Source organism: Buchnera aphidicola (Pemphigus obesinymphae) (assembly GCF_026122815.1).
GTDB lineage: Bacteria > Pseudomonadota > Gammaproteobacteria > Enterobacterales > Enterobacteriaceae > Buchnera_C > Buchnera_C aphidicola_BJ.
The window spans coordinates 1-414 of the sequence record NZ_JAIWQW010000093.1 but is presented as its reverse complement, the minus strand read 5'-3'; the positions used below and the strand labels follow the sequence as shown (position 1 = coordinate 414).

The 414-nt window shown below is 31.9% G+C and carries 2 tRNA genes; both read left to right on the top strand.

The annotated features are described in order from the left end of the window. The first annotated feature begins 34 nt into the window (after positions 1–34). A tRNA-Ser gene (locus LDP10_RS03255) sits at positions 35–120 on the top strand. Positions 121–131: 11 nt separating this feature from the next. Continuing rightward, positions 132–205: transfer RNA gene (locus tag LDP10_RS03250), tRNA-Arg, on the top strand. The last annotated feature ends 209 nt before the right edge of the window (positions 206–414 follow it).

Here is a 414-nt window from a genome sequence, read left to right as displayed (position 1 = left end):
CTAAAACTAATTTAAAATTATAAAAATAAAGCAAGGTGAGATGGCCGAGTGGTTGAAGGCGCTCCCCTGCTAAGGGAGTATGTAAATACTGCATCGAGGGTTCGAATCCCTCTCTCACCAAAAAAACATTTGCATCCGTAGCTCAGTTGGATAGAGCACTCGGCTACGAACCGAGAGGCCGAAGGTTCAAATCCTTCCGGATGCAAAACCGATAATAAAAATAATTACATTTTTTACCAAAATTTAACAAAAATATATCCTTTCCGTTTTATTCTTAATTTTTAAAAAATTTTTATATTTTTTTCAAAAATATAATCTTAAACATATTTAACACAAGGAGATAAAATTGATACCTGATATTTCTGATGCTCTTGATTGGTTAAAACATAATCCAAACATATTCAAAAATATTTC